We start from the raw sequence: 26,340 nt of genomic DNA on the forward strand, positions 1-26,340 counted from the left end.
ACTTATACTCCTTTATCCAACTCTGTTTTCTCGTTTTCCAAAAGCTCAAAGGTATACTTTATAACTACCTGAATATCAGTTGCACCATTAGAGCAAAAGACAGCTGCCACCGTTGCCTGACATTCTTTCTCACCAAGCAGTCGCTTAGCCCGTTGTACATCATTGTCAAAGTATGTCTCATCACTTTCAAAACCAAACGCCACAAAGGTTTCACCAGATAGTCTGTATACATTCTCATCGCCAAAGGCTTCAATCAGGCTCTGAGCTGTATTTCTAACCATCTCATCTCCGATATCATGTCCCATTTTTGTATTTATTTCCTTTAGATTTTCTATCTCGCAGAGGACATAACCAAAGGTCTGGGCCATATCAAGCTTTTCTTCCGTAAATTCTTTTAAAGCAATACGATTCTTGGCTCCCGAAAGAGAATCATGATAGCTGAAATAGATGATCCTATCCTGCTCTTTGCGCTGATTTATAAACTGAGCCATGAAATACGGCAGAATCCTCATAACCTCATATACGCTACTAATTGCATCCTTAGGAATATCGCTGATACCGACAAAACCAATAGAAGTATCACCTGATTTGATCGGACTGAAAACTGCATTGGATAGATTACCCTTCTGCATCATGTCATACAAAAATGGTGACAATTCTTTAACCTCGTCAGCGTTGTTTATAACAAAACAGTTGCCAGCAGCTGACATAATCTTCTGATGAAGCTGCTCCATTTCTTTATCCGTTGGTAAAGTCTCAATCTCTTTTTCCATAGGAGTAAGTCCATCCTTGAACCACTCATAGGTTTGAGACATACCACCATTTTCATTCATTTCAAAAATATAAGTTCTCTTAGCCTGTAGTTCTTTACCTAAATACTCCAAAAGAAGCTTGATACTCTCTATAGGATTTCTGGAATTGGCAGCAAACTGAAGCGATCTGTTTATGAATCTGTCTCTGTTGATAGCAACCTGATCGTTGGTCCACCATTTTACAAATTGAAGGATCATGATAACTATAAAGATTACTATTCCAACGCGCATGAAGGCGCCATAAGAATCCTGCATTTCCGTGTTATATCTCCACATGATGACGTCAAATATCATCATCACTAAAAGAATGCAGGTTGCCACCTTAAAGGTCTGAAGACCCGAAGGGATTTCAAGCTTCTTGCAATATATATTGTTTTCAATAAGAAGTATCGCCAGAATAGAAACATCGAGCACTACGCCACCAGCAGCAAACCAGCCATCTGACCTCATCATATCCAGATCTGCTACATAGCGCAGCACCACCATAGCTATCAGCGATAATATGGAGATAAAGCCAGATACCACGTTGTATCTACTCCTATTTAACTTAGTGAGGGAATTTACAAACACGACAAAAGGATAGCCCAACATAGGAATTGAGAGTGTTCCTACGATTCGCCAGAAATAATAATGCCCCGACAGGAGCTGAACAATATTGGAATTAATAAGGCACCAAATACCTACTACAAATGCGGCTGCACCTAGAGCCAGAACATTATATGGAGACCTGGATTTATCTGGAATTCCCATCCACAAAACAACCAGCAGCAATCCAAAGAATATGATCAGTGTTGAAGTCACAACAAGCGAAGCTCTGTCATAAATAAATCGCCTGATATAATCAGCTGGTTTTCCCAGATATGCTCTATATATCTGTCCTGATATATCTCTATCTACAAGTCTTTCAATCTGCATGGTTATAGTCTTTCCAGCATCCTCTCTGGAAAGTCCCACAGCATGAAAAGCTACTCCATAGCCTTTTCCTGTTATGTTCTCAACAGAATTAAAATCATATACTCTTCTCTTACCAACAGAAACCTTTATATTTACGTTTCTGGATTCAAAACAGATGCAATCTCCATCAAAAATGTAATACGGGAGTTTTTTTGTTAGAATAATACTGTTCTCAAAGTCTTTTACATTGAGATCGTCTATCTCATAAACGTTTCCATACTCATCAAGCCATTCAGAATTATAGTCAGTCATTTCAGGCAAATAACTGCGACTGAACGCATCCGAATTGATAAGCGAAACCACAGAAACAATAAGAACAAAAGCCGCATATACACAGCCTACTATTTTGTTTATCCCAAAATGTTTTTTGTTTTCCTGCATAATATACTCCTATGCATACTACCACTCATATATCATTTTAACATGCAATATTACGTTAAATTATTATTTTAATATTAAATATTCATTCACGAATTAACCTTTTTACGCGTTGACTTTAACACTTTGAAGTGTTATAGTTGATGTTGCACAAATATGCTTTGTTAAGGGGATTTTTACCTTTATGGATACTAGAATATACGGTTTTGTTGGCTTGGGACTTATCGGCGGTTCTATGGCCAGAGCAATAAAGAATGCCGAGCCTGATTGTAAGATTATTGCTTACACGCCTCACAGATCAACTGTTGATGCTGCCAAGGAAGAAGGAACTATTGATGTAGCGCTTGACAGGATCGGACCAGAATTTACAGATTGCGATTACATTTTCCTGTGCGCTCCTGTTGAGATCAACAATGATAATTTAGAGCTTCTGATGCCCTATCTTAGTCTTAAAACTACTGTTACAGATATCGGAAGTGTCAAGAACAGCATTCATGAAAAAGTTAGAGAACTTGGAATCGAGAAGCAGTTTATAGGTGGTCATCCAATGACTGGAACAGAGCGAATCGGTTATCAGAACTCCAAGGCATCTCTTTTGGAAAATGCCTATTATATCCTGACCAAAACTGATTCATGTCAGAAAGAGCGTCTTGAGGATTACTACCTGCTTGTTAAAAAAATGGGAGCTATTCCTCTTGTTGTTCCATATCTTCAGCACGACTATGCTACAGCCGCCATCAGCCATGTTCCTCACGTACTGTCAGCAGCGCTTGTTAATCTTGTCAAAAACAGCGACAACGAGGACCATCTGATGAAGACAATTGCAGCTGGAGGCTTTAAGGATATCACCAGGATTTCCTCCTCCTCTCCTGTCATGTGGCAGCAGATCTGTAATACCAACTCAGAGAATATTTCAGGGCTCTTAGAGCACCTTATTGATTCACTTATAGAGATCAAACTGGCTGTAGAGGATCATGATCCGGACAAGCTCCTGGATTTCTTTACATCCGCCAGAACCTACAGAGAATCCTTCTCAGACTTTACAAGTGGTCCTATTCAGAAGACTTATGTGCTCCACGTAGAAATCGACGATCAGCCTGGACGTCTGGCTGCCGTTGCAGTTCTTTTATCTGACCACAATGTGAATATCAAAAACATCGGAATTGTACATAACAGGGAATATGAGCGAGGAACTCTACGAATTGAGTTCCATAGCGGAAAAGACCTGGAACAGGCCACTAAGCTACTGACAAGCAATGAATACACTGTTGTTCTGACACAGGGATGACAATTGGAGAACACAAATGATATCACTAGAAAAAGCTAAACATCCATTAAAAGGCGACGTTTTCGTTCCTGGAGATAAATCCATTTCTCACAGGAGCATCATGTTTGGTGCCCTTGCAGAAGGCACCACCGAGATAACAGGTTTCCTTGAAAGTGCAGACTGCCTCTCAACAATAGAGTGCTTCAAAAAGCTTGGAATCATCATCGATCACACTATGAGACCAACTCACGGTGTTCCAACTATCACTGTTCACGGAAGAGGTCTCCACGGCCTTACAGCCGCTGATTCCACTCTGTACACAGGAAATAGCGGAACCACCACAAGGCTTATGTCAGGTATTCTGGCTGCTCAGCCTTTTGATTCTAACATTACAGGCGACAGCTCCATAGAGAAAAGACCTATGAGCCGTATCATCAAGCCTCTTTCTCAGATGGGCGCTGATATTTCCTCTGTACTTGGTAATGACTGTGCTCCGCTTCACATAGGTGGAGGCCGTAAGCTTCGTGGAATCAACTATCGTAACCCTATAGCTTCAGCTCAGGTTAAATCAGCTATTCTCCTTGCCGGCCTTTATGCAGATGGAGAAACCGTAGTTTATGAGCCAGCTCTTTCCAGAAACCACTCAGAGATAATGCTCTCTGCCTTTGGTGCAGATGTACATAATGAAATAGCCAGAGATGGTAGCGCTGCTGCTATACTTAATCCTGGAATGCCACTTCATGGCATCAAGATAAATGTCCCTGGAGACATTTCATCCGCCGCATATTTCATTGCTGCAGCCCTTATAGTTCCTGGTTCTGAGCTTCTTATCAGAAATGTTGGCATTAACAATACAAGATGCGGTATTCTGACTATTCTCAAGCAGATGGGTGCTGATATCACTCTTATGAACATCAATGAAGACGGTGAGCCTCGTGCTGATATTCTTGTTAAGCACAGTGAGCTCCACGGCAATCAGAACAATAAATTTGAGATCGGTGGTAAAGACATCCCTACAATGATAGATGAGCTTCCAATGGTTGCAGTTCTTGCTGCTACAGCTGGCTGTGATACTATCATCAAGGACGCAGCAGAGCTCAAGGTAAAAGAATCAGACAGAATCGCTACTGTTGTTGAGAACCTTAAGGCTATGGGTGCTGACCTTGAGGCAACAGATGACGGTATGATAATTCATGGTGGTAAGCCTCTTCACGGGGCCGATATCAACACTCATAACGATCACCGCCTTGCCATGTGCTTTGCAATCGCTGCTCTGGCTGCAGAAGGCACCACAAGAATTCTGGATGACGCCTGCGTTGGTATCTCATATCCTACCTTCTTCTCAGATCTTCAGAGATTACTGTAATGAATTATAAAAGGCTTTAGGAAGAAATTTCCTAAAGCCTTATATTTATTAGCTTAATGTCCCTGATGCTCAAGCTCATCAGTAACTGTCTCATATACCTGAATTCTCATCTGGTCTGCATCTGGCATTCCAATAAAGATACCGCCATATCTGAAGATATCACCCTCTTTATCAGCTCTTACGATCTGAATGAACACATGTATCTTATCCTTGTTCCAGAGTGTTAAGTTAGCCTCATAGTTGCTGCCAATGGTAAGAGCCTTATCAGTTGAAAAGCCAATTCCATCCCTCGAGCAGTCATGGATTTCGATATCGGCCACTTCACCGTTATCCGGTCCGCCCAGTTCCTTCAAAAGAAGTTCTCCGGAAAGTTCCAGTCTTTTATGTTTTCTCTTATCTTCCATAATTACCCCCGCTGATATGATAGATAATCAACTATATTTCGTTATCTATATTCATAATAACGCAATATATGCACATCAGCAAGTACTATGAAGATTATACAGCTTCAAATTTAAGATTATCTGCCATGAGGTCGCTCAGGAACTGCTTGCACTTCTGAGCTGCAGGTGTTGTGCAGGTTCCGCAGTCAGAACCACACAGGCGCTCTGGAGGTGTCAATCTGTAGTGTCTCTCCATTGCCTGAAGGCATTCATGGTATGGAATCAGTGGATCAATACCGATAATTGCCATCTCAGCATACATTGGAGCTGTCACTGCTGCCCTAAGAGTCCTTGTGATACATGGGAATTCAAGGCCGCCTGGAATTGGATCGCAGACAAGTCCCATGTTCGCCTGAAGAGCCATGGATGCTGCACGCTCTACTGCTATGCCAACGTCTACTAGTGGATCATCCGGCGTGATCAGATAGGCAATTGCTCCAGCTGCCATGGCATTACATACTCCTGATTCTCCAATACAGCCTCTGTCACCGGAAGCATTAGTATGAGTGTAGGCCAATGCTCCCAGGGCCGCAGCGATCACAAGTGCTTCCAGCTCTCTTTCCCTGCTAAAGCCCCTGTCCTCTCTTACTGCATCAAGCGCTGAATACAAATATCCGCCGCCAGTTCCCATTGGGCCCGGAACAATCTTAAAGCCGGGGACCTTGGCATTGGTGGCATAAGCATGAGTTAAAATGTGTCTTGTAAGAGAGTCAGATATTACCTTACCTCCATCAAGATATTTCTTCCACAGCTTGCCATAAATAGGAAGTGTAGGTGTATCCTCCGCATCGTAGTCAAGCTCCTCAAGGCTGTGAATCTGCTTATCAAATATATCCCTTATCTTAATAAAGAACGCCCAGATCTCTTCTTCACTCCATCCAGAGGCATCCTTTTCATACTCAATTGCAGCCTGAAGAAAAGATATTCCCCTGTCACTGGCAACCTGCCTCCACTCCTCAACAGTTGTAAAGAGCTGTTTCTTCTTGGCCTTAGTAGTAACTACTGGAAGGACAGCTGGAAGATGCACTGTCTGTCCAGCGCCTCCTGCCAGAATATCGTCGACATCAGAAATATCAATATCAGTCTCTATGAAAAGAGCTTCTCTATCATCAGCATTTGTGACTATGCGATGTTCTACAACATGATCACCAAATTTCTCAATATACTTGGAGACCAGGTTATCCAAATCTGTATCAGTACCTATAACCAATGTTCCGAATGTATCAGCCTGCCAGTTAAGCTTATAACCATAGGCTTCATATATCCTGATCATTCCTCCGCCTACAGATGCCCCAATCAGCTCGCCCTGACTGCTTTCTCCATAGACATTTATCTTAACTGCCCTAAAGTAACCAAAATTCCCATCATCAAGTCTGAATTCATAGGATAGTTTTTTCTCCTGGGCAAGTCTGTGAGCATCAAAAAGTCTCTTATCATCTGTGGCAAAGCCCTGTACACCACCAAGATACCCTCTGTCTGTCATAAAATTCCCCAGTGACTTAAATCGGCCTATATCCTCCTGTTGAAGCGAGAATACAACCTTTTTAGGCTCTTCCTTGATAAGATGTCTTGCCACATTACCTATTCTTGCCGGGCCTGCAAAGCCTCCTGATGATCCCGGCTGCATTATAGGTCCAAATACGTCATTAAAAAAATCCGGATAAAAAATTTTAGCCATATGCCTCTCCCCTAGTTGTATTATGCCAGTGCCTGTCTCAAATCCTCTTTCAGATCCTCCACGTCCTCAATTCCTACAGATAATCTGAATACTCCATCGGTTACCCCGGTTCTCTTTCTCTGTTCTTCAGGAATCGGGCGCTGAAGAGAAGCATTTGGAAGATTAATCAGCGACTGAACTCCTCCAAGACTTCCAGCCTGATATATGAGTTTGAATTTTCCAAAATATGAAGGCGCCTTAGAAGCATCTTTTATCTCAAAAGAGATCATACTGCCAAAGCCAGCCTGCTGCCTCTTTGCAAGTTCATGGTCAGGGTGCTCCTCATCCCCTGGATAGATAACTCTTTTCACATTTGGAAGGCTCTTAAGATATTCTGCTAAAACCTTAGCGTTTTGCTGCTGCCTTTCAAGCCTTACAGAAAGAGTCTCCATGCCTCTGAGAGTCAGCCAACAATCATCTGGAGATAATGGATTACCTGTAGCAAATACATAAAAATATAATTTCTCTCTAAGTTCTTTGGTTGCTGTTACGATTACTCCCGCCAGCACATCGTGGTGCCCTGCCAGGAACTTGGTAGCACTGTGGATCACAATATCTGCACCAAGCTCTATAGGCTTTTGTAAAAGAGGTGACAGGAATGTATTATCTACTATCAAAAGAGCATTCTTGTCATGAGCTATTTGAGAAATAGCCTTGATATCACTTATCCTTAGCATCGGATTGGAAGGTGTTTCTATGATAAAGCCCTTTACATCATCTGTAGCTGCAGCTCGTACTGCCTCTATATCCCAGGTATCTACAAATGAAAACAGATAGCCGTACTTACTGTACACCTGATCAAATAGTCTGTAGCTTCCGCCATAGAGATCGCTGGACACAATTATCCTATCTCCTGGTTCAAAGAGTCTGAGTACCGCATCAAGTGCTGCAAGACCGCTTGTTACTGCAAGGGCATCTGCTCCGTGTTCGAGTAATGCCACCTGCTTTTCAAGAGCTCTCCTTGTAGGTGTATTGCATCTGGCATAGGAAAAATCCTCTGGATCATGTTCCAAAGAACTATGTACGTAAGTTGCACTTCTATAAACAGGAACGCTTATGCTACCAGTCTCATCAAAAATTCCACTTCCTCTTGCTATCAAAGTATTCTCTCTACAGTTACAGTCAACATTTAGCTCCGACATATTATTGTTACCTCTTTTCTATTCCAATATAAGAAATGATTTTCCCCTCTTTATCGAAAACAAGCGAATTATTATCAGCATGCATATGATTGGCAAAGAAGTTAAATGGCGCTATCTTTTTCCCCTCCACCATGATGGTCGTACCAAACACAGGCTCAAGAGATCTGATCTTACCATCTTCGTAAAAAGAGACTCCTACATTTGTTGTTATCTGTCCGTATCTGGTATCCACCAAAAGCTTCTCGTGATCATATATTGTAAAGCTCAATAATTCACCACTCTCATAGAAATGAATGCATTGTGGTTTAACCAGAAAGGATGCGTCTCCAATCTGTAGTCGCATCCTCTCGGTAATAGAAGCTTCGTCCTTGGAACTCCAATATGCACTTATTGCCCCATATCTTGGGAATACTCTCCGGATAGCTCCGCTCTCATAAAAGGTTATCAGCTCGCAAGGGATGACTCCGCATGGTGTCTCAATGTCAGTCTGCTCATTCAGGTAAATACTCTTTAGTCTTCCGCTCTTGTAGTAGCTGACTCTCTCCCTTTCCTTACGTCTGAAATCCATGGGCGGAACAGCCGTAGTTTCGTAATTTTCAAAAAGTTTGGTGTAGTCCTTCATACGAACACTTCCTTAATTATCTAAATCTGCTCATCCTTCTGTAAGAGTAGAATTCAGATCAAATGGGTTGAATCCATAGAACTCTGTTGCGATTTTCTCAAGAGTTCCATCTTCCTTAAGCTGGCCAAGTACCTCTGAAATATCCTGCGTAAGCTGTGTCTCACCTTTAGCAATGATTGGGAAAGTACTGATAGAGATAACTGGTGTGTATGAGAGCTTGTCATAATACTCATGAAGTGCTCCATCTTCAGGCTCGATAACTGTAGTCCATCTAGATACAGGTGTAAGATGGCATCCATATCTTCCTTCAGCAACAGCTACAATCGCATTTGAAAATGCATTCTCATCACTTGTATATGAGAGTTCAAGCTGATTGTCAGGGTGCTCTTCGTTATACTTCTGATACTGATATGTGTTACCATCACCTGCCAGGTATGGAGCCGGCTTAAGGCCTGCTGTAGCTGCTGCCTCAAGTGATGTGATATCAGCATTTTCCTTGCTTACGATAAGTCCGGCCGGTGATGCTCCGATAGGATTTTCTGGAATCTCGTAGTTCTCAGCTCTCTTAGTTGTATAGTAAGCGTTTGTAAGAGCTATATCATACTTACCTGTAGAAAGACCTGTGTAAATAGCCTCCTGCTCTCCGTCATAGTACTCAAACTCATACTGTGGAAGTGCTTCATCGACAAGCTTAATCACTTCAATCTCATATCCTGTCTTGTTACCATTTTCATCGTAGTAAGAAAATGGAACAGCGCTTGATGATGATGCAATTCTTATCTTGCGAACCTCGCCGCTTCCAGCTGCATCTTCTGTCTTATTCTCTGCCTGCGCAGTTTCTTCCTTTACTGGTTCTGCTGCCTTTTCTGTAGCAGAAGCGCTTGATGCCTGTCCGCATCCTGCAAGTACCACTGTCATAGCTGCTGTTAAAACAAATCCTAAAACTCTTTTTTTCATCTTTTCTTCCTCCTCTTGATGTGATGATTTTTTATATAACATAGTCATATCCTTCAAGAAATCTTGATAGGAACTGCCTAGTTCTCTCTTCTTTTGGGTGTGTGAACAGCTCTTTGGCTTCTCCCTGTTCAACAATCACTCCCTTGTCCATATAAATAGCTTTGGTAGCTACGTCTCTTGCAAAGGCCATCTCATGGGTTACGATTACCATCGTTACACCCTTTTTAGCCAGCTTACTGATGGTCTCAAGAACTTCTCCTACAAGCTCCGGGTCGAGAGCTGATGTAGGTTCGTCAAAAAATATCACCTCAGGTTCTACGGCCAGCGCCCTTGCTATGGCGACTCTTTGCTGCTGTCCTCCTGATAATTCACTTGGATAATAATCAAATCTGTCTGCCAGACCAACTTCTTCAAGTGAACGCCTTGCTATTTCTTTGGCTCTAACCTTACTTACTCCGTGGCCTTTAGTAAGACCAAGCTCTACATTTTCAATTGCATTCTTGTTATTAAAAAGGTTGTAGTTCTGAAATACAAAGGATGTCTTTTGCCTTAACTCATGTATCTTCTGCCTTGATGCCGTGTGCAGATCCGCCTGTGTTTCACCTATTTTGATTGTTCCCTGGTCTGCTTTTTCAAAGAATTCAAGACACCTTAGAAGTGTTGTCTTACCTGATCCCGACGATCCCAGAATCGCAACCACATCTCCTTTTTCAACGCTAAAGCTAACGCCCTTTAATACTTCATTATCCCCAAACGCCTTATGTACATTCGATACACTTAACATTGTCTTCTCCTATATACCAATTTGGTCTCTTCCAGTTTTTTCATTATCAGCTCAGTAATTTTAATGACCACTATATAGATGAAAAATACGCATATATATGATTCAAAGTACCTGAGCACTCCTCCTCCGAGAATTCTGGCATAACCCGTTATCTCCACTACAGAGAGCATAAATGCCAGGGAAGATGACTTAATAAGTCCTACCAGAATATTTCCCAGAACCGGCCAGGCTGTTGTAAATGCCTGAGGGAAAACGACGTTAAACAGCACCTGTCCCTCTGTCATGCCAACCGATAATCCCGATTCAAACTGTCCCTTATCTATGCTCTCAAGTCCTGCTCTTACCGCTTCAGCTATTGATACGGTTGTTGAAAGAGATAGTGCAAGAAACGCATAATATATTGGCTTTATTGAATAGACATCCGCCTGGATATTTAGTTTTTGAAACATTTCAGTCAGAAGATATGGTCCAAAGTGAAAGATAACAAATATCTGAAGTACAATCGGTGTTCCTCTTATAAGTGACATGTACGTCCTGATGATCTGTGATGCCACCTTAACCTTCTTGAAATTGATGTAAGCAAATATGGTCCCTATTATCAGTGAAATGGTCATAGCCACAACTGTTAATTCTATGGTCACCGGCAAATATGCCAGAACCTGTGGGAAAGCTTCAATAACAAATTTCCAATCTACATTCATGTTTTCTGCTCCAAGACTACGACGTGCTTATATTCAAGTTTTTTCTCCAGAACGGAAAAGAGCTTCTCAAGGCCAGCTGTAATCGGCCAGTAAATGAGTGTTAGTGCAACACACATATCAAGAGCATATGCATTCATATCAAGAGCTGACAGGAAATATGCCTGCCCCAGCACATCACGAAGACCTATTACATAAGCCAGAGCTCCTTCCTTTATCAGGAAGATGATTGTGTTACCGATGTTAGGAATAGAGTTCCTGAACATCTGCGGAAGTAAAACGTGGTTAAAAGCCTGAAGCTGAGTCATTCCAACTGATAAAGCTGCTTCCAGCTGTCCCTTACTGACTGAGTTGTAAGCACTTCTGATAATCTCAGATGAAGATGCCCCAATGTTGATAGTAAAGGTAATAATGACGAATACCACCGTAGGAAGGCTGTTTAAAAATATGTTAAACGCGCCTGTAGTAACTGCTGACAGTCCATAAAACACCAGAAACAGCAAAATGATCGAAGGTGTGGATCTGACCAATGTTACATAACCCTGCGCCAGTGCCGATATCGCCTTGTTCCTGCTCATTCTTCCTTTTGCTATCAGTCCTCCAAGAGCAAAGCCCAGAATCAATGAGAAGAAAACATAAGTTAATGTAACCCGTAGATTAGGCAGTGATTTTAAAAAATATTCCAGTATTCTTGATAGGTTTATTGTTCTCATTTAACGTCTCGCCTTTAAGTATTGTTGGATTTTGATCAGGAGGCTTTCTATATCACCTTCCTGTTCAAGAGTCTGTATTCCTCTCCTTAAGAGGACTCTTGATGGATATGCACCGACCTCTTTTAGCAAAAGATACTCACAATCATGAAGGACGTCGGCTATAGCGTTTACGTATTCATCATTCCTTCCTGCACATCCGCCTCCATCCGGTACCGGATAAGCTGCGACATCAGGAAGTGTTCTGTTATCTATCTGCTGTATGTTGTCATCGCTTAATTCATAGATGGCAGCATTCTTTATTTCTCTAAAAGAAACTTTTGTATTTGGGTCATTGTCATATCCTACTGCAACTAATGTATTCTCCACATTTACACACTTCCTAAGCTTTATTTCTCAACTGTTGTATGTGCTATGAAGCCTTTATTCAATACTCCGGAATATAGGTCCTCTATGAGCTGTAAGCCTCCGTTATATCCAACATAAGATTTGCTGACGATTACTTTTTCAAGAATCGGTACACTCAGATAGATCAGAACGCTCTTGGTGTTATAAGCAAGTTCTCTGTCCCAGCTGGATCCAAAGATTACAGATTTTGTTTTTCTCTCATCAATGTTCCTTTTGATATCCTCTTTGATAAGAGCATTATCTCCTTCGAATACAACTCTCTCTCCAAGACCTTCCTTGATGCTCTCAAGCTTTTCCTTGATCCGATCCTTGGATGCATTGTTAGGTTCTGAGCTGTCATAGAACTTAACTACCTCTATTCCAAGTTCATTTTCAAGGAAATCTGATATTCCAACACCGTAAATATCATCAGCGGATACATACGCATCAAATGGAATATAAGAAGAATAGTCAGCCAGGAAATCGCCGATTGAAACGAAGTACTTCTTGTATCTCTTTTCCTCATACTTAATGAAACTTTCTACCTTATCAGTATCAAGCTCAAGAGCCTCTCCTACTCTTCTAAGGAATGCGCTTGTAGCCTTAAGTCCAACAGGAAGCACCGGCTCATGAAGAAATGGTGTTCCATATTTTCTCTGACAGAGCTTGGCTGCTGATAAACCAACCCATGGAGAAAGAACTATATTAAGCTGCGCATTTGGAATATTCTTCCACTCTGAAACGCCTTCTGAACCATATCCAAAGAGAATATTAACCTTAAGTCCTATTCCAGTGAGGATTCTCTTTATTTCTTCCAGGTCGCCTCTCCAATAAACATCCTGATAAGGTACTACTGAAAAGACATTTACAAGTCCTTTTTCCGGCTCTATTTCTTCGTCTACGTCGCCTACAAACTGCTCTATGAGTGCCTCAAGAACAAGATTATGGCCCTTGTAGTTATTGCCTCTAAAGCCGGCTGTATCTACTCCAATTACCTTTTTTTCTTTGGTAGAATGATCCTCAGCTACCTGCTTTACATCGTCTCCGACAATTCCTGCAGTGCATCCTGACATTACGACATACAGATCGCCATCCATGACATCCAAAGTTGCATCAATCAGCTTGCCAAGCTTTTTTTCTCCTCCAAATACAACTTCATTCTGAGTTGAATTAGTACATGGAATCTGTGCTCCACCTGCGTAGCCTTCTCCCTGATATCCAGCTCCTGCACTCAGATATGAGAACTGTCTGGCACTACAGCCAGGACCTGCATGTATGATTGGTATGGCACGTGGTATTGCAAGCACGGACTGCTGCGAACCAAGCGCGCATGAATATTTAGCTTCTTGTATAATTCCGCCCATCGCGTTATCTCCTCACCAGTTAAATAAATAGTCTTTCATCCTCAAGCCACTGCTTGGTATATGGGAATTCATTGTATTCTTCAAGTGTAGTCAGAACTCTCTTAAACTTTCTGATGTTCTTAAGTCTCTCACCAAGAGTTATGATTCCGTCATATCCAGCAGATACATTTACTTCTCCTTCCAGAATTGATGGAATTCCAAGCTTAGCTGACAGCGCCGGCAAATGCATATGTCTGATGATTACAACATCCGGCTTAACTTGTTTAAGTATCTTGATAACTTCATAAGGCTGTTTCTCACATACTGAAAAATGCTCTATGTCTCCGGCTACATTTATCATCTCCTGAAGAGAACTGTGCTCTACAGGCTCTCCATCTGTCTTCATATCATGGTGAAGAGTTGTGATACCTGCTATCTCTATTCCAAGATCAGAAGCTATGCTGGCCATGTTGTGAGCGTAGGAATCACCAGCGTAGATATATATCCTAAGTCCCTTAAGCTCTTTTCTAAGTTCTTCAAGCTTAGGAGCTATTCTCTCGTGTTCCTTGGCAATAACTTCTTCAACTATGTCTGACTTACCTGTAAGCCTTGCCACTTCTCTATACCAGGCATCAGTCCACTTTATTCCATAAGGAGCTGTAGCATGTACATGAGGCACACCGTACTGTTTCTCAAGGACATCTGTAATATATGTTCCAAGTGTTTCGCAGATACTTGTAGAACATGCTGCTTCTGTCATTCTGGCTATGGTATCAATATCTGCCAAAGGAACCAGGTAATTAGGCCTGAGTCCTATTTTCCCAAGAATTTCTGAAAAGGTATCTGATCCCATGAAGTTAAAGATATTAACAAGATCTGGCTGTTTCTTTTCAGGTTCTTTGACTATTCTCTTTAAAAGAGCGTGGTAGCCAGCATCAAAACCTGATGACCATACCTTTGATTTAAAGCCTTCGCAGTAGACAGGAACTACTGGAATTCCATATTCAGCCTGTTTCTCATCTGCAACACTCTCGATGTCGTCACCGACGATACCAGCTGCACAGGAAGACTGAACAAATATAGCTGACGGATGGAATCTCTTATAGGCTTCATCAATTGCTTCTCTTAATTTCTTGAGGCCTCCGTAGATTGTCTCTTTTTCTGAAATGTTGCTACATACAACATTTGTCTTAAAGGGCTTTTGACCTCTTCCAAGAGATCCGCTTTTATTTATCTCATCGTTTGCCGGATTATTGGCAAAGCATCCCATTGGTGAATGAACAACTACTGCTGCATCTCTAATGTGGCTACAGATAGTTCCAGCTCTCATCTGCGCACAGTCACTACACTGTGAAAAGCATCTTGGCTGCTCGACCTTTTTCTGAGAAACTGCGCCAGCCTGAAGTTCACTGGCTTTTCCAGCAAAAGATATTATTGATTTAAGTCTTCTTTCTCTTACTTCTACTTCTGTTGTAAGGCTATTACTCATCTTTGCTCCTCCATACCCCCATCAAATCTGGTAATCATCTGCCATGAGACCAAACTCTGACAGAATCTCTTCAAGTCTCTCCTGCTTCATTGGTGTAGGAATAACAAAGTTTTGGTTGTTGATGATAGCTTCTGCAAGGTTTCTGTATTCCTGAGCCTGGTTGGAATCCGGCTTGTACTGGATTACTGTCTGCTTATTGATCTCAGCTCTCTGAACGATGTTATCTCTAGGTACGAAGTAGATAAGCTGTGTTCCAAGCTCTTTTGCAAAGGCTCTTAATAGATCAAGCTCTCTGTCTACATTTCTACTGTTACAGATGATTCCGCCAAGTCTTACTCCGCCGCTCTTAGCGTATTTCTGAATACCCTTGGAGATGTTGTTGGCTGCATAAAGAGCCATCATCTCACCTGAAGCTACTATATAGATTTCCTGGGCCTTACCTTCACGGATAGGCATTGCAAAACCTCCGCAAACAACGTCGCCCAAAACGTCATAGAATACAAAATCAAGATCATCTGTGTAAGCCCCGAGGTTTTCAAGAAGTCCGATTGATGTGATTATTCCTCGTCCGGCACATCCGACGCCTGGTTCGGGTCCGCCTGATTCAACACATCTTGTTCCTCCAAAGCCGTCCTTCATGATTGCTTCAAGCTCTACATCTTCACCTTCTTCTCTGATAGTGTCCAGAACAGTCTTCTGAGCAAGTCCCCCTAGAAGAAGTCTTGTGGAATCTGCCTTAGGATCACAGCCTACTACCATGACCTTCTTGCCATGCTCTACAAGTCCTGCTGTCAGGTTCTGAGTGGTAGTAGATTTTCCTATTCCACCTTTTCCATAAATTGCGATCTGTCTTAGTCCTGCCATTTTTTTCAACTCTCCTCTTTTTTCTTTTTAACAAAAAAGAGACTAGTCCTTAAGTAGTACTAAGAACTAATCTCCAGTTGTCCGGTCGATTATGTTTAACGAATTAAAGTATTAAATTAAAAAGATATTAGCATAAGTGCTTAGTTTGTAGAATCAGCCTTTACTTATAGCCAGGTATAAGTATTTCTTGTAGCTCTTTTCCTCAAAAGCTCTGCATCTCTGCAAGAAGATTAAGATATCCATCAAGCTTTTTTAGTGCATCTCCTACTGTTCCCGGCATCTCAAAGGCTGCTATGCCGTGCTGTGACAGCTCATCTACAGCCCCTGGGCCTATCCTCGCTGCCAGAACAAAGTTACAATCAAGAAGCGCTTCAACGCCTCTTTTCATCTTATCTGAGTTGTGAGATCCGCCATTGCATATAGGAACAACAAATCTCTGCTCAATTTCTTCATATGAACCACTATCGTCAACATCAACTATCAAAAAGCTCTCAGCTCGTCCGAAGTGCTGATCTACGTTTCTGTTATCAGTTGATGCAAGTGCTACTCTGTATGCTCCATTTCCCATGTTCTTTCCTCCGTCAGCCATGTGAAAAAGTATTCTTCACATTTAACCTATTCTGATATACAAGCTGGCTGTATTCAGAAAGACCTGGAACACCAACAGCATCTGCACGGCAGTGCGCACAATGTCTAAAGACCTTGATGTACTTTTCAGCATCCTCTCTTGCTTTCTCAATCTGTTCACAGGTAGGCTTAGGAACATCTGACAGTTTGTGCTGTGGAATCAACGGTATTATGTTGTAGATAAGTGCACCTGCTTCCTTGACTGTCCTTGCGATCTCACTTATGTGATGGTCATTTATTCCTGGAACAAGCACTGTATTTATCTTAATAGTAACTCCTGCTTCAGCTACTTTTCTGATACCTTTAAGCTGATTTTCAATGAGTATTGCAGCACCCTCAGTACCTTCTATCTTCTTGCCATGATATATAATGAAGTCGTTAAGCTGTGCTTCTATCTGCGGATCAACAGCATTAACTGTCACCGTAAGAGTATCTACACCAGTCTCTATCAGTTCATCTGCTCTTTCATATAGTAGGAGTCCGTTAGTACTCATACACTTAAGGAGTTCTGGATGCTCTCCACCTATTTTCCTGAAAGTCTCAAAGGCGTAATCTGTTGCCAGTGTATCTCCAGGTCCTGCAATTCCTGCAACCTTTATGCTAGGCACCAGTTCAAGTGCTCTTCCTATAAATGTATTAGCCTCATCTGGTGAAATTACCTTGGAGGTTACACCTGGTCTTTGTTCCACATCATTTATTGATCTGTCACAGAATCTGCAGGCTATATTACAGCCCGGGCTCACGGGTAAATGAATTCGCCCTGCATTAAATTTGCATCCACCAAAGCATGGATGGTTTCTCTCAAGTTCCTGAATACTTCTAGCCATCTTCCTGTCCCCTTACCTGAATGTTTCATACCATAGAAGGCAATTTAGAATCTGATCTTGGTACTGGTCTCAACCTGTGTGATCTTGCCATCATGTACTGTGATGATCACATTTCCATATTTAAGATTACTTACCTGGCTCTTTATAACTTCCCAGATCTTGTCGCTATCCTTCTGTTTATTAACTTCCCCTGCCATCTTGCTATCTCCTGCCCTTCTTTGTTTTCTAGAATGTTACAGCATGGCTAAAGCCAGCACAATTAAGCAAATCTTATAGCCGTCTACCACTTTTTTCTAATGCTTCATAGAGCTGAACAAGCGCCTGTTCAAGCGTTTTTCTGGGGCATGCAATGTTGATTCTCTCAAAAAGAGCTGTTTCCCGGCCAAATATAATGCCAGGATCAAGCCATAACCTGGCTTCATCGACTATAAGTTTTTCAAGTTCCTTATGATTATCACTGATCTCTGAAAAATCCAGCCATATAAGATAAGTGCCTTCTGGCTCAATAAGATGCACTTTAGGAAGCTTTTCTTTCAAGTAATCTCTTACAAAAGAAAGGTTCTCTTCAAGGTATTCTTTTAGCTCCTCAAGCCACTCTTCACCATAGGTGTATGCGGCCTTTGTTGCTGTTAGTCCAAGAGTATTGGGCTGGCTATATCCAGAAGCATCGTTTTCTCTTCTGAACTTCTTCCTAAGCTCGTCATTAGGAATAATGATATTGGCAATCTGAAGGCCTGCAAGATTAAAGGTCTTACTGGGGGATGTGCCAAGTATGAGGCTCTGAGCATATCTTTCGCCAAGAGTTATAAGGGATGTATGTTTGTATTTACTGTAGACAAAATCAGCATGTATCTCGTCTGCAAATATAAGCACATTATGTTTTAGACATATATCTGCCACTTTCTGTAGTTCTACACTTGTCCATACTCTTCCTACAGGATTGTGAGGACTGCATAAGAGAAATAGCTTAACCTTCTCTTCAATAATCTTTTTCTCAAAATCATCGTAATCTATCTCGTAGTGGCCGTCCTTATAGACAAGCTGGTTATTTACAACCTTCCTGTTATTAAGCTTAATTGTCTCCATAAAAGGGTAATAAACAGGCTGCTGAATGATGACTCCATCCCCCGGTTCTGTAAAAGCCTTAATGGCAAGTGCAATGGAATAAACCATTCCAGGCTCCACAGTGTTCCATTCGTCATATATCTCAAAGCCGTGGCGCCTATACAGCCATGACTTAAGAGCTTCTTTATAAGAGGAATCCGGATCAGTATATCCAAATATGCCGTGTTCAGCTCTTTTAACTATTCTTTCGATTATCTCATCAGGTAACCTGAAGTCCATATCTGCTACCCAAAGAGGAAGAAGATCATCTCGTCCTTTTCGCTGAATTCCAAAGTCATATTTAAGGCTTGCTGTATTTTTTCTGTCTATCAATTCATCAAAGTTATATCTGCCCATATTAGTCACCCTTTTATAAATTGATGCCCCGAAGCAAATGAGCTACGGAGCATCCTACTATCCCCAGTCCAAGCTGTTTTGGCACTGGTTTCTTATTCAATATGTTCAAAGAATTTCAAATGAGAAATTCTCTTTTGCCGAGTACTGTATATTAGTTAGCGAAAAGAGGTGTAGAAAGATATCTGTCACCTGAATCAGGAAGCAGAACTACAATATTCTTGCCCTTATTCTCTGGCCTTTCTGCAACGATAGCAGCTGCTTTAAGTGCTGCACCTGATGAAATACCAACGAGAATTCCTTCAGAAACTGCAAACTTCTTGCCCTCTGCGAAAGCATCGTCATTCTCAATAGCGATTACTTCATCATAAACCTTGGTGTTAAGAGTATCTGGCACAAAGCCTGCACCGATTCCCTGAATCTTATGAGCGCCTGCTGTTCCCTGTGAAAGAACTGGGCTGCTTGCTGGCTCAACTGCAATAACCTTAACGTCAGGATTTACTTCCTTGAGGAACTCACCTACACCAGTTATTGTTCCGCCTGTACCAACACCAGCGATGAAGATATCAACCTGTCCATCTGTCTGCTTCCAGATCTCTGGACCTGTGGTCTTTCTGTGGATCTCTGGGTTAGCTGGGTTAACGAACTGTCCAAGAATTACAGCTCCCTCTATTTCTTTTTCAAGCTCTTCAGCCTTGGCGATTGCTCCCTTCATGCCCTTGGCACCTTCTGTGAGAACAATCTCAGCGCCGTAAGCCTTAAGAAGATTTCTTCTCTCAACACTCATTGTATCTGGAAGTGTGAGGATTGCTTTGTAGCCCTTAGCTGCTGCAACTGCTGCAAGACCAATTCCTGTATTGCCACTTGTTGGCTCTATGATTGTTGCTCCTGGTTTGATTCTACCGCTCTTTTCTGCATCCTCTATCATACTAAGTGCAACTCTGTCTTTTACTGAACCAGCTGGATTAAGATACTTGAGCTTGGCAAGGATGTTAGCATTTGTAACTCCTGCTGCCTTGCTGTATCCGTTAAGTTTAAGAAGTGGTGTTCCCCCGATAAGTTCAAGTGCGCTCTGCTTGATGTCTGCCATGATATTTTCCTCCGTTTGACTTTGTATTTTTAGTTGTTATCTGTTTGTTGTTTGTTTTGATGTTTAAACTATAGCATAGCTTTTTTTATAGCGAAATTAAACAAACCTTATCGCAAGGTATAAGCGGAGCTTAATCCGTTATAAATACCTGACAAAAAGAAAGCCCACCGCGGTCTTGCGCAGTGAGCCCTCTTTTATAAGTTATATAGATATAACTGTTATTAGTAAATTATTACTGGATTGTAAATCTCTCCAGGTTGTCGTTGATTGTATCAACAGCCTCAGATACTGAGGAAGCTGCTGTTGCAACAAGTTCAGATGAGGAAGCAACGCCCTTGGCTGCCTCTGTAACTCTTTCAACGTTGTCTGCAATCTCCTGAGTAGATGCGGACTGCTCTTCAGATACAGATGCCATGTTAGTTGCAACGTCATTAACCTTACTCATCTGCTCAGCCATAGTTGCAAGAGTCTCATTAGCCTCTGACAACTGCTGTGTGATCTCCTTGAAGGTTGTAGCTGCTGTATTTACAGACTCTGCACTGTCATTGATAAGCTGAGTATTAGACTCTGACTTCTGTGACAGCTGCTGTACTCTTGCAGACATCTCTTTGATGATTTCTGCAATCTGCTGTGTAGCATCTGCTGAGTTCTGTGCCAGCTGACCAATTTCCTGAGCAACAACTGCAAAGCCCTTACCAGCCTCACCAGCTCTTGCAGCCTCGATGCTGGCATTAAGTGAAAGGAGGTTGGTCTGTGAAGAAATGGAGTTAATAAGATCAACGATCTGATTGATCTTGTCTGCAGCTTCATCAACACTTGCTACGGCATCAGCCATATCCTTCATGGAATCAACGATATCATCCATTCCGTTAGCTACGTTAGCCATATCATGCTGTCCTGAATCAGCCTTAGAAACAAGCTCATTCATTGTCTTTTCAATATCCTGCTCCTGCTCAGTAACATTAGCTACTGTCTGGGCAAGAACTGTTGCATTCTCAGCAACCTCATTAACAGCTTTGGCCATGTTATCAATATTCTCACGAATCTGAGTCATACTTGCAGACTGGTCATTTGCTGCACTCTCAAGATCTTCAGCTGTAGTCTTGGAGGTCTGTGCATCTCCAAGAAGTCTGCCAGATACTGTCTTGATCTCACTAAGAGATGATCTCATTCCACTTACGAAATCTCCCATTGCATTGTTCATGTATGCAATTTCATCGTTACCCTTTGAAGAAATATCAACAGTGAAGTCACCACCGGAAATCTTTTCGATATTATCGGTAAGACTTGTAACAGGTACTTTGATCATCTTCTTAAGGACTACATTCATGACAACGATAGTAGCTATTACTGCTATCAGAACTACAAATATGAGAATAACAACGATCTTCTGCATTGTAGCAAGAACTTCACCCTGCTTAGCGTATACGATAACGCTCCAGTCAGTTCCACTTACCCCAGAAGATACAAAGTAATACTTTGTTCCAGCAACAACTACAGGTGTAACATTATGCTCTTCAGCAACTGCTTCTGCTGCAGCAAATTCACCCATCTTGGCAAGGAAGGCATCATCTGGGTAATCAGCAACGTTTGTTCCACAAATAGATGGATCATCTCTGTATGTAAGGATCTGTCCCTTAGCAGTAACCATCATAGCTCCACCAGTCTCATACAGCTGAATCTTATCAAGCTTCTCCTGAGCCTTTGTAAGCATAAGGTCAGCAGCAAAGCATCCTGTTCTTCCATCCTTGAGAGTAACCTTACGCATAACAGATGAACAAAGGCCTCCAGTGATTGTATCGAAGTAAGGCTCATCATAGAAATAGAACCAGCTGTTAGTATAGGTATCAGCTTCCTTATACATAACATTGTTGGTTACATTCTCCATTACGTAGTCAGGCTGACTAGGATACAGGAAAGTCTCATCACTGAGCATCATGTACGCACCAGTAGGGATCATCGAATATCTACCTACTGTACCCATCAAATAATCCATGATCTCCTGATTGTTGTCATATTCATTCTGCTCAATAGCATCCGCTACACCATTCAAATAATAGAATGTAGCAGTAAGCTCTTTGTTTACATCACTGGCATCTGCTGAAACCTCATTTAACAGTGATGTGTAGATAAGATCCTTCATCATGCCAAAAGCAAGAGTGAAGGTAAGCACCTCAGCAACAAGTATGCTCACAAGAAGCATACCCACGAACAAAATTGACAATTTTGCACTAATAGCCTTTGGAGCTCCGCCGCTCTTCTTATCTGTTTTTGCGCCCATAAAACCCTCCTTGAATATTGTTTAATCACAATTCAATGTATTTATCATTTATAGACATATTGCCATGAAATCAGTATACAAAAGAAATATAAATATACAGTAAACATTCTATTTTAAATAAATAAAATAATTGTTTAATCGTTAATTCTTTTAATATCAAAAAGATGACTATGCACAAAAAAAGCGGATAGATCAGCATAACAAGCCAATCTATCCGCCTCATCTAATCAGATTGTATTACTTAATTAACTTACCATTCTCGTCGAAGGTATATTTTTTACCATATCTTGTAATAGTTTCAGAAACAGCAAGTGTTCCATCCTTCTTGGCGTAGTATGTATCACCATCGATAGTGAACATTGCATCCTTGGCAACTCTTCCGTTGTCCTTGCAATAATACTTCTGTCCCTCATATGTTGTAATGCCCTTGATAGCCTTGCAATCATCACCAAGGATATACTCTGAGAAGTATTTTTCCATCTTGATACTTCTGGCAAGCTTACCATCTGAAAGAGAGATATAGATATCATCTCCTATAGTAAGAAGTCCAGACTTGGAGATTTTGCCGTCAGCCTTGGCATAATACTTATTACCGTCGTAATCGAAAACTGATGCTGTTACAAGCGCTTCATCAGTTCCAAAGTAATAGTCTGCGCCATAGATTGTTACCATCTCATCCTTGGCAATTCTACCATCACCTAAAGCTCTGAGTCTGTCATCGCCTCTTGTAACCCACTTATTGATTGCCATTACGCCATTTTCGTCAAAGAATCTGAGAATGCCCTCTACCTTATGGAAGCCCTTGAGCTTATCGCCATTCTCATCTATGAGATAATATCTGCCATATTTCTTGGTAAGTGTACCTTCTTCAGGCTCTTGCGGCTCATCAGTAGAGATTCCAAGGAAGGCATAAACCTCATCCTTACTTGCAAAACTGTCTCTGCTGCTATATGTAAAGAAGTTCTTATCGCTAGTGATATTCTTGTTATCGTCAAGCTGAGTGCCGTTGCCGTTGTTAAAGATGTATGTAAGTGTGCCTGTCTCAAGAGCCTTAGTTGGAACCTCTGCTGTTACCCAGTTAGTTCCTTCCTCTTTCTCCATGAGCTTACCAGGCCATGTGCCTACAAGGTTATTGTACTCACCATTGTTGCCACCAAATACATAGAGATATACATTCTTCCAGTTAGCATCATCAGCCATCTCATTGTAGTAGCTAACTGTTGTGTATGTAACTTCCTCTGCTCCGGCAATAGCTGCCATAGCTTCTTTTTTGGAACCATACTTCTGATATGCGATTCCGTTGTTGAGAATAAAGCGGTACTTCATATCAGAAATCTTCATGTCATTAGTCTGTTTGCCATTGTTGCCGTTATTAAAGATGATATTAAGGTCTTCGCTTGGGCCTGCAGGAAGAACTACGCTATACCAGCCATCTTCATCCTGAGTAAGCTCTTTTCCTGGCCACTCGCCCATTGCTGTTCCGCCCCATGTATATACGCAAACCTTATCCCAGCCTTCTGTATTGTAGAAGTATGCTGTTGTAAAGGAGCCTGAAACGCCAAGTGCTTTTTCTGCAGTTTCCTTACTTGTAAATCTCTTAACTACAAGCTGACCATTTGAGCTTTCTGCATCTACAGTGCAGTAGATATCTTCTGTTGCAGGTGTAAAGCCTTCGATATTAACTGTCTGAGTTCCTGCGCCATTGTTAAAGATGATGTTAAATACCGGAAGCTTAGCATATGTCTTAACGTCTGCTCTCCACCAGCCTGAACCTTCGTTAACTGCAGGTGTTCCTGGCCATCCACCAAAGATCTGCTCTCCGCCATCAAGCCATCCATACGCATAAACTGTATCCCAGTTCTCTGTATTAAAGAAATATACGCTGTAGGTATTGATTCCAAGACTTTCCTCGGCAGCTGCCTTAGAATAGAAAAGTTCATTGCTGTCAGGAGTTACGAAAGTTCCGCTTCCTGCTGTGATAGCATACTCTGGTGAAACCTGGCTGCCGTCAGCACTTTCAAATCTAATAGTGAACTCGTCGTCAAGTACAGTTACCTGGAACCATCCATCATTCTCATTTATTGTACTAAGTGTAGCTTCTGCATTATCTACTCTTGCAACAACGCTGTTCCAGTTCTGGTGGTTGTAGAAAGATACAACTGTTCCAGTTCCATCAATTCTCTCAGAAAGAACTGCAACACCTTCTCCAGCTACAGTACCGCTGATCACACCGTCCTTTACAAGGAATACTGCATCACTTCCCTCAACCTGATCAGGATAGATACCATCTGAAAGGTGAGTTTCTGCGTTAATTGTTGTTCTTGTCTGGGCTGCATTTACGATTACAGCACCTTCTACGCTGTCGTCATATCTCTCTATCATGAGAGTCTGAACGCCGTTTGGATTAGACAGATATTCATTTGCCTCACCCATCTTTTCACGGAAAAGATTTACTGCCTTAACTTCAGGAGCCTTGTAAATAGGGCTTCCTGCTTCTCCGATAAGGTTGTCACCATATGGATTTTCTGATGAGCTGTTATTTGGTCTGCTAAAGAAAAGTGGTGTTCCAGCATCTCTTGCTGCGATGATAGACCAGCCCATGATGATCATGTCATCGTCAATTGACTTCCAGCAGCTCTCTGAATCATTCATGTAGTTATCGTGTGACTCAACCCATGTAACAAGCTTTTCTGTGTCAGCTGTGTAAGTTGTTCCAAAAGCAGTGTCATCATAGATCTGATAGTCGAGAAGTCTGTCTACAGAGAGATTTCCGCTTGAAAGAGCTGAACGAAGGCTTGAGCCGTAGTTACTTGCTGTTGTTCCGCCAATATACTGCTGATAAGCAGCAAGTCTGTCGTTTGTTCCCTGTAATACTTCACCATATACAAAGAGTTCGTCATAGCTCTTTGTTCCAACTTCTGCAGAGTACTCATTGAGAGCCTGTCTCATATTGGGATAGAAGGTGTTTCTGCCCGCATCTGAATAATCTGATGGAACAGGATCATCTGGAAGTGAGATATGCTTGGCAGTATCAATTCTGAAGCCGTCTGCACCCAGATATACGCAGTCCTTGAGGAACTCATAGAAGTACTGCTGGAATCCAGTGTTCTCTGTATCAACGTCTGGAAGTCCTCCCATTGAGTAGTAAGTAAGTTCAAGTCTGTCTGTATATCCGCCGCCGATCTTACCTGTAGCATGATAAAGAGCATCACTTCCGCCAGCAGCTTCTTTAAGAGCAGCTGCTATCTGATTTGATGATGGTGTTGTGTGGTTAGGAAGGATATCTACGATGATAGCGATTCCATACTCATCAGCAACATCACACATATGCTTAAACTCATCACGGCTTCCAAGCTGGTAGTTACCAATTACCCAGTCAGTTGGCTGGTAGTGGTAATACCACATTCCATCAGGGCCATGGAGATTCATTCCCGGATTAGTAGCAAGACATTCATTTATAGGAGATGTCTGAACTGCAGTGTATCCAGCATCTGCAATATCAGCCATATTCTCTGCAATTGTATTAAAGCTCCAGCAGAATGCATGAAGGATAGCTCCATCATGAACATTTTCTCTTGTTACAAGGCTGTTATCTGCAGCCTTCTGCTCTCTTGGAGCAAGATTAGCATTAGGTGCATCAGCTAATGTAACTGTGTATTCTTCTGTCTCCAGCTCAGCTGTTACATTTGTTTCATCTGTCTCATCTGTAGTAGCTATAGTTGCTGCTTCTGCTACTTCTTCATCAATGATTACCGTGCTCTCTTCTGCAGCACTATCATCTAAGCTGCTGTCAGTTGCAGCTTCTGTAACTGAATCCTCAGAAGATGCCTCAGCTGATGCGTCTTCTGATGCCTTAATTTCCTCTACAAGTACAGTAGAGTTGCTTTCCATAGCCTGAACTCCGGTAACGTTTCCAAAGGAGCCCAAAAAAATAGACAAGCTAAGGCTTGTCGCAGATAATAATCTGCCCCACAATTTTCCCTTTCTCATACAACCTCCAAACCTAGAACGGTACTGAATTTGGCAGCTGATCAGCCGCCTGACAATAGTAACAATTTGTGCTAATAATCAAATTAGCGTTAACCGATTAACTGTGATAATTTGATTATAGAATTCCCAGATTA

At 41.8% G+C, this 26,340-nt stretch carries 22 protein-coding genes; 2 read left to right on the forward strand and 20 right to left on the reverse strand.

The window, feature by feature from the left end:
* Positions 1-2: 2 nt before the first annotated feature.
* Entirely contained in the window at positions 3-2,147 is a 2,145-nt protein-coding gene (locus IJI01_RS11250; RefSeq protein WP_292190230.1) for a GGDEF domain-containing protein, read from the reverse strand.
* A 181-nt stretch (positions 2,148-2,328) separates the two neighbouring features.
* Between IJI01_RS11250 and IJI01_RS11255 the strand changes: the two genes are divergently transcribed.
* Together IJI01_RS11255 and aroA are read left to right on the forward strand one after the other, a co-directional pair.
* The gene (locus IJI01_RS11255; protein ID WP_292190233.1) at positions 2,329-3,432 is read left to right on the forward strand and encodes a prephenate dehydrogenase; all 1,104 of its coding nucleotides are present in this window, start codon (positions 2,329-2,331) and stop codon (positions 3,430-3,432) included.
* Positions 3,433-3,448: 16 nt separating this feature from the next.
* The gene (gene aroA, locus IJI01_RS11260) at positions 3,449-4,777 is read left to right on the forward strand and encodes a 3-phosphoshikimate 1-carboxyvinyltransferase (RefSeq protein ID WP_292190236.1); all 1,329 of its coding nucleotides are present in this window, start codon (positions 3,449-3,451) and stop codon (positions 4,775-4,777) included.
* Positions 4,778-4,830: 53 nt separating this feature from the next.
* Here aroA and IJI01_RS11265 read toward each other — a convergent pair whose 3' ends face one another.
* From IJI01_RS11265 to IJI01_RS11355, 19 genes are all read right to left on the reverse strand, one after another.
* Positions 4,831-5,181: a PilZ domain-containing protein gene (locus tag IJI01_RS11265; protein ID WP_292190240.1), complete on the reverse strand. Its 351-nt coding sequence runs from the start codon at positions 5,179-5,181 to the stop codon at positions 4,831-4,833.
* Positions 5,182-5,275: 94 nt separating this feature from the next.
* Positions 5,276-6,898 carry an L-serine ammonia-lyase, iron-sulfur-dependent, subunit alpha gene (locus IJI01_RS11270; protein ID WP_292190243.1) on the reverse strand — a complete coding sequence of 541 codons (1,623 nt, stop codon included), beginning with the start codon at positions 6,896-6,898 and terminating at the stop codon, positions 5,276-5,278.
* 20 nt (positions 6,899-6,918) lie between these two features.
* Positions 6,919-8,079: a trans-sulfuration enzyme family protein gene (locus IJI01_RS11275; protein WP_292190249.1), complete on the reverse strand. Its 1,161-nt coding sequence runs from the start codon at positions 8,077-8,079 to the stop codon at positions 6,919-6,921.
* A 7-nt stretch (positions 8,080-8,086) separates the two neighbouring features.
* On the reverse strand, positions 8,087-8,701 hold the full coding sequence (locus IJI01_RS11280) for a hypothetical protein (protein ID WP_029231089.1): 615 nt from the start codon (positions 8,699-8,701) through the stop codon (positions 8,087-8,089).
* A 30-nt stretch (positions 8,702-8,731) separates the two neighbouring features.
* Positions 8,732-9,658, reverse strand: coding sequence for a transporter substrate-binding domain-containing protein (locus IJI01_RS11285; protein WP_292190256.1), 927 nt, complete (start codon positions 9,656-9,658; stop codon positions 8,732-8,734).
* A 31-nt stretch (positions 9,659-9,689) separates the two neighbouring features.
* Complete coding sequence (locus tag IJI01_RS11290) at positions 9,690-10,442, reverse strand: amino acid ABC transporter ATP-binding protein (RefSeq protein WP_029231091.1); 753 nt, start codon at positions 10,440-10,442, stop codon at positions 9,690-9,692.
* Positions 10,436-11,143 (reverse strand): amino acid ABC transporter permease, encoded by a 708-nt coding sequence (locus IJI01_RS11295; RefSeq protein ID WP_292190259.1) that lies wholly within the window; start codon positions 11,141-11,143, stop codon positions 10,436-10,438. Before IJI01_RS11295 ends, IJI01_RS11290 begins: the two co-directional genes overlap by 7 nt.
* Positions 11,140-11,853, reverse strand: coding sequence for an amino acid ABC transporter permease (locus tag IJI01_RS11300; protein WP_029231093.1), 714 nt, complete (start codon positions 11,851-11,853; stop codon positions 11,140-11,142). The genes IJI01_RS11295 and IJI01_RS11300 overlap by 4 nt, the downstream gene beginning before the upstream one ends.
* Positions 11,854-12,219: a NifB/NifX family molybdenum-iron cluster-binding protein gene (locus IJI01_RS11305; protein ID WP_292190262.1), complete on the reverse strand. Its 366-nt coding sequence runs from the start codon at positions 12,217-12,219 to the stop codon at positions 11,854-11,856.
* A gap of 20 nt (positions 12,220-12,239) precedes the next feature.
* On the reverse strand, positions 12,240-13,601 hold the full coding sequence (locus IJI01_RS11310; RefSeq protein ID WP_292190265.1) for a nitrogenase component 1: 1,362 nt from the start codon (positions 13,599-13,601) through the stop codon (positions 12,240-12,242).
* A gap of 19 nt (positions 13,602-13,620) precedes the next feature.
* Positions 13,621-15,069 carry a nitrogenase component 1 gene (locus IJI01_RS11315; protein ID WP_292190268.1) on the reverse strand — a complete coding sequence of 483 codons (1,449 nt, stop codon included), beginning with the start codon at positions 15,067-15,069 and terminating at the stop codon, positions 13,621-13,623.
* A gap of 21 nt (positions 15,070-15,090) precedes the next feature.
* Positions 15,091-15,933: a nitrogenase iron protein gene (gene nifH / locus IJI01_RS11320; protein ID WP_029231097.1), complete on the reverse strand. Its 843-nt coding sequence runs from the start codon at positions 15,931-15,933 to the stop codon at positions 15,091-15,093.
* 202 nt (positions 15,934-16,135) lie between these two features.
* A complete protein-coding gene (locus tag IJI01_RS11325) occupies positions 16,136-16,501 on the reverse strand; it encodes a NifB/NifX family molybdenum-iron cluster-binding protein (protein ID WP_292190273.1) in 366 nt (121 codons plus the stop codon).
* Between the two features lie 13 nt (positions 16,502-16,514).
* Complete coding sequence (locus IJI01_RS11330) at positions 16,515-17,387, reverse strand: radical SAM protein (protein ID WP_292190276.1); 873 nt, start codon at positions 17,385-17,387, stop codon at positions 16,515-16,517.
* 44 nt (positions 17,388-17,431) lie between these two features.
* Positions 17,432-17,584, reverse strand: coding sequence for a YezD family protein (locus tag IJI01_RS11335; protein ID WP_292190280.1), 153 nt, complete (start codon positions 17,582-17,584; stop codon positions 17,432-17,434).
* A 73-nt stretch (positions 17,585-17,657) separates the two neighbouring features.
* A complete protein-coding gene (locus tag IJI01_RS11340; protein ID WP_292190283.1) occupies positions 17,658-18,848 on the reverse strand; it encodes a MalY/PatB family protein in 1,191 nt (396 codons plus the stop codon).
* A gap of 151 nt (positions 18,849-18,999) precedes the next feature.
* A complete protein-coding gene (gene cysK / locus IJI01_RS11345) occupies positions 19,000-19,935 on the reverse strand; it encodes a cysteine synthase A (protein WP_292190286.1) in 936 nt (311 codons plus the stop codon).
* Between the two features lie 232 nt (positions 19,936-20,167).
* Positions 20,168-22,216: a methyl-accepting chemotaxis protein gene (locus IJI01_RS11350; RefSeq protein ID WP_292190288.1), complete on the reverse strand. Its 2,049-nt coding sequence runs from the start codon at positions 22,214-22,216 to the stop codon at positions 20,168-20,170.
* Between the two features lie 237 nt (positions 22,217-22,453).
* Complete coding sequence (locus IJI01_RS11355; RefSeq protein ID WP_292190289.1) at positions 22,454-26,206, reverse strand: starch-binding protein; 3,753 nt, start codon at positions 26,204-26,206, stop codon at positions 22,454-22,456.
* Positions 26,207-26,340: the final 134 nt, after the last annotated feature.

Source organism: Butyrivibrio sp. (assembly GCF_017433805.1).
Lineage (GTDB): Bacteria > Bacillota > Clostridia > Lachnospirales > Lachnospiraceae > Butyrivibrio.